At 74.8% G+C, this 4,598-nt stretch carries 5 protein-coding genes and 1 pseudogene; 3 read left to right on the top strand and 3 right to left on the bottom strand.

Features of this window, described 5'->3' with window-relative positions; genetic code table 11:
• From ACFV4N_RS40190 to ppk2, 3 genes are all read left to right on the top strand, one after another.
• Window positions 1–625, top strand: a 625-nt coding sequence (locus ACFV4N_RS40190; RefSeq protein WP_499677938.1) for a CBS domain-containing protein, incomplete at its 5' end; no start/stop codon positions are given.
• A 71-nt stretch (window positions 626–696) separates the two neighbouring features.
• Complete coding sequence (locus ACFV4N_RS40195; protein ID WP_499677939.1) at window positions 697–1,560, top strand: universal stress protein; 864 nt, start codon at window positions 697–699, stop codon at window positions 1,558–1,560.
• Window positions 1,557–2,354: a polyphosphate kinase 2 gene (ppk2, locus tag ACFV4N_RS40200; protein WP_499677940.1), complete on the top strand. Its 798-nt coding sequence runs from the start codon at window positions 1,557–1,559 to the stop codon at window positions 2,352–2,354. Before ACFV4N_RS40195 ends, ppk2 begins: the two co-directional genes overlap by 4 nt.
• 13 nt (window positions 2,355–2,367) lie before the next feature.
• On the opposite strand, the gene ACFV4N_RS40205 is transcribed toward ppk2, so the two are convergent.
• From ACFV4N_RS40205 to ACFV4N_RS40215, 3 genes and pseudogenes are all read right to left on the bottom strand, one after another.
• Window positions 2,368–3,975, bottom strand: coding sequence for a SulP family inorganic anion transporter (locus tag ACFV4N_RS40205; protein WP_499677941.1), 1,608 nt, complete (start codon window positions 3,973–3,975; stop codon window positions 2,368–2,370).
• Entirely contained in the window at window positions 3,972–4,307 is a 336-nt protein-coding gene (locus tag ACFV4N_RS40210) for an ArsR/SmtB family transcription factor (protein WP_499677942.1), read from the bottom strand. Before ACFV4N_RS40210 ends, ACFV4N_RS40205 begins: the two co-directional genes overlap by 4 nt.
• 94 nt (window positions 4,308–4,401) lie before the next feature.
• Window positions 4,402–4,598, bottom strand: a pseudogene (locus ACFV4N_RS40215) (acetate/propionate family kinase); the annotation flags it as partial.

Raw genomic sequence — 4,598 nt, forward strand, 5'->3', positions numbered from 1 at the left:
GTTCAAGGACATCGCCACCACCCTCACCGAGGGCGCGTTCGGCGCCGTGCCGGTCGTCGACGACGAGGGCCGGCCGATCGGCGTGGTGTCCGAGGCCGACCTGCTGCCCAAGGAGGAATACCGCGGCGGCACCGAGGACGCGCCGTCGGTGTTCGCCGGACGTGACGCCCGCCGCCGGTGGCGGCGGTCCCAAGGGGTCACCGCGGCCGACGTGATGACCTCCCCGGTGGCCACCACCGGCCCCGACGAACCCGCGAGCGCCGCGGCCCACCGGTTGGCCGAGGCGGGCGTGCGCAGGCTGTTCGTCGTCGACGGCGACGGCCGGCTGGTCGGCGTGCTGTCCCGCCGGGACCTGCTGCGCGTCTTCCTGCGCTCCGACGCCGAACTGCGCGAGCAGATCACGCGCGAGGTGGTGCAGCGCACGCTCTGGCTGGAGCCGACCGCCATCGAGGTCGACGTGGTCGACGGCGTGGTCACCCTGACCGGGCGCGTCGAGCGCCGCAGCGAAGCCGACATCGCCGTCCGGGTCACCAGGGCCACGCCCGGTGTGGTCGACGTCGTGGACCGGCTGACCCCCAGCTGGGACGACACCGCCACCGGCCACCGGGTCGGAGGGCCGGCATGACCGCGTCGACCGGTCCGGGTGAACAGCACCCCGCGGGTCCACGCGGGCGAGGAGTCGAGGAGGCGATCGAGGTGACCGGACCCGTGGTGGTCGGTGTCGACGGTTCGGCGTCCGCGCTGGAGGCGGTGCGCTGGGCCGCGGCGGAAGCCCGCAGGCTGGCGGTACCGCTGCGCGCGGTGCACGCCGAGCTGCGGCTGCCCGCCGATTCCCCCGAACTGGAGGGGCGCGCCCGCAAAGCACTGCACGGGCAGGCGTGGCGGTGGCTGCGCGAGGCCGCCGCGCAGGCCCGCGCCGTGGACCCCGAGGTGGTGCTGGAGCTGCACGTCGAGGTCGCCGAGCCGGTGCCGCTGCTGCTCGCCGAATCCGCGGACGCGGCCCTGGTGGTCCTCGGCTCCCGCGGCCTGGGCGGCTTCACCGCCCTGCTGCTGGGCTCCACCGCCGTCGCGCTCACCGCCCGCGGCGGCTGCCCGGTGGTCGTGGTGCGCGGCGAGCAGGGCGGGGGCCCGGTCGTGGTCGGGGTGCACGAGGAGCACCCGGCGCTGCTGGCGTGCGCCTTCGAGCAGGCCGCCGCACGTGGTGTGCCGCTGGTCGCCGTGCACGCCTGGCACGCCCCGCCCGAAGCGCTGCACGATGGCATGGCCGACGCGCTGGGCATCGACGTGGCCGATCACGACGCCACCCGCGGCGGACGGCTGGCCGACACGCTGGCCCCGTGGCGCCGCAAGTACCCGGAGGTGCCGCTGGAACTCGTCGTCGCCCACGGCAGCCCCGCCCGCGCGCTCACCGAACGCGCCCGCGGCGCCTCGCTGCTGGTCGTCGGCTGCCACGGCCGCAGCCCGCTCACCGGCTACGCCCTGGGATCCACCAGCCACGCCCTGGTCCACCACGCCCCGTGCCCGGTGCTCGTCGTGCGCGAGACGGGGGAGCAGCGGTGACCGGGGAGCGCCTGCGCCGGCCCGCCTACGAGGCCGAGCTGAGGCGGTTGCAGGCGGAACTGGTGAAGCTCCAGGAGTGGGTGCGGGTGGAACGGGCCCGCGTCGTGGTCGTGTTCGAAGGGCGCGACGCGGCGGGCAAGGGCAGCACGATCAAGCGGATCACCGAGTACCTCAACCCGCGCATCGCCCGCATCGCCGCGCTGCCCGCGCCCACCGAGCGCGAACGCACCCAGTGGTACTTCCAGCGCTACGCGGCCCACCTGCCCGCCGCCGGGGAGATCGTGCTGTTCGACCGCAGCTGGTACAACCGCGCCGGGGTCGAACACGTGATGGGGTTCTGCACCCCCGAGGAGCACCGGCGGTTCCTCCGGCAGTGCCCGCAGTTCGAGCGGATGCTGGTCGACGACGGCGTGCTGCTGCGCAAGTACTGGTTCTCCGTCAGCGACGCCGAGCAGGAGAAGCGGTTCCGACGCCGCCTCGACGACCCGATGCGCCGCTGGAAGCTGTCCCCCGTGGACGTCGACTCGATCACCCGGTGGGAGGACTACTCCCGCGCCAAGGACGAGATGTTCGTCCACACCGACACCGCCGAGTGCCCCTGGTACGTGGTCGACAGCGACGACAAGCGCCGCGCCCGCGTCAACATGATCGCCCACCTGCTGTCCACGCTGCCCTACTACGAGGTCGAGCCCCCGGCGTTCCACCTGCCGCCCCGCCCGGCGCCCACCGGCTACCGCCGCACCGACCGCGAGTTGCAGACCTACGTGCCCGACCACGCCGCGTCGCTGCGCTGAAGCCGGCGTGCGGTCAGGGCAGGAGGTCGCGCTCCCGCAGCAGGGCGCGGGCGTGGTCGATGGCGTCGGGCGTGTGGTCGAACACGCGCAGGTCCAGGGTGTCCAGCGCCCGTCGGTGCTCGTCGCGCACGCCGGAGACCAGGACGGTGACGCCGCGGTGTTCCAGGCGGCGCACGGCGTCGCGCAGCACTTGCGCGCCGGTGGCGTCCACGGCGGACAACCGGGACATCCGCAGGATGACCACCGACACCGGGGTGATCTCGGTCAGCTCCAGCAGGAAGCGGTGGGCGGCGGCGAACAGCAGCGGGCCGTCGAGGCGGTAGGCGACGATGTGCTGGGCGAGCAGCGCCCGTTCCTCCTCGCGGTGGTCGCCCGGTTCCAGGGGGACCTCCTCCAGGCGCGCGGTCCGCGACACCGCGCGCAGCGCGAACACGCCCGCCAGCAGCAGGCCGACGATGACGGCGGTGACCAGGTCCAGCGCGAGCGTGGCCACGGCGGTCAGGGCGAGCACCGCGGCGTCGGAGCGGCCCGCGCGGGCCAGGGCGCGCACCGAGCCGACCTCGACCATCCGGACCGCCGTGGCCAGCAGCACGCCCGCGAGCACCGCCAGCGGGACCCCGGCCACCCACGGCGCGGCGACCAGGACGATCAGCAGCAGCACCGCGGCGTGGGTGAGGGCGGCCAGGCGCGAGGTCGCGCCGGAGCGGACGTTGACCGCCGTGCGCGCGATGGCCGCCGTGGCGGGCACGCCGCCGAACAGCGGCGCGACCAGGTTGGCCACGCCCTGGCCGAACAGCTCGCGGTCCGGGTCGTGGCGTTGGTTGACGCTCATGCCGTCGGCGACCGCGGCCGACAGCAGGCTCTCCAGCGCGGCGAGCGCGGCCACCGCCACCGCCGAGGGCAGCAGCGACCACAGCGCGCCCGGGTCCAGGAACGCCAGGGAGGGCGCGGGCAGCGAGGCGGGCAGCTCGCCGATGCGGGCCACGGGCAGCGCCGCCCACTGCGCCACGAGGGTCGCCACGACGACGGCGGGCAGCGAGAACGGCACCCCTGGCCGCCACCTGGCGCCGACCAGCATCACCAGGGCGACCCCGGCGGCCAGGGCGACGGCCTCCCAACGCGGTGCGGCGGCGAACTCGGCGAAGGCCGCGACGGCGGCGAGCACCACGTGGTCCTCGCCCGGCGCGGGCACCCCCAGGGCCGCGGGCACCTGCTGCAAGGCGATCACCGCCGCGATGCCGATCGTGAACCCCTCCACCACCGGCACGGGCACGTACCGCATGTAGCGGCCCGCCCGCGCGACCGCGAGCAACACCAGCAGGACCCCCGCGAGCAGGCCGACGGTCAGCACGCCGTCCACGCCGTGACGGGCGACGATCGGCACCAGCACCACCGTCATCGCGCCGGTCGGGCCGGACACCTGGAGGCTGGAGCCGCCGAACACCGCCGCCAGCGCGCCCGCCACGACGGCCGTGACCAGGCCGGAAGCCGCGCCGAGCCCGGAGGCGACGCCGAACCCCAGGGCCAGCGGCAGCGCCACGATCGCCACCGTCACCCCGGCGAGCAGGTCCCGGCGGGTCGCGCCGGCCCAGTCCGCCCTGGCGGGCAGGAAGGTCGTCACGACCGCTCCTCCTCGCGCAGCATCGCCAGCAGCTCGTTCTGCCCGGCCAGCAGACCGGTGAGGACCTTCCGCGCCACGCGGAGCAGTTCGGCCACGTCGTCACCGGTCAGCGCGTACACCACGGTCGTGCCGTCCCGGGTCGCCGTGACGATCCCCGACCGGCGCAGCACCGCGAGCTGCGCGGACAGGCTCGACGCCTCGATCCCGATGTCGGCCAGCAGGTCGCGCACCGGCTTGGGCCCGTCCTGGAGCAGTTCGAGCACCCGGATGCGCACCGGGTGCCCCAGCATCCGGAAGAACTCCGCCTTGGCCTGGTGCAGTGGGAGGGGCACGACGGGCTCCTGGGAGTTGAAGAGTTGAAAACTTCTTCAACTTTACAACACGACAACTCCTGTGGACGTGGAGTGGCGACCCCGGCGCCGCTCATCACCCCGGTTCCCGCGCCGCCAACGCGGCCCTGGTGCCGGCCGCGATCTCGACGTCTTCGCGCGCGGTGACCACCCAGACGCCGGTGCCGATCTCGGTGTCACCCGAGGCGGTGGTGTTGGCGTCCGGGTCGAGGGTGAGGCCGAGGAATGCGAGGCCGTTGATCACGCGGGCGCGGAGTTCGGGGTCGTGTTCGC

Origin of the sequence: Actinosynnema sp. NPDC059797, assembly GCF_042732085.1 — a bacterium.
Classification (GTDB): Bacteria; Actinomycetota; Actinomycetes; order Mycobacteriales; family Pseudonocardiaceae; genus Actinosynnema.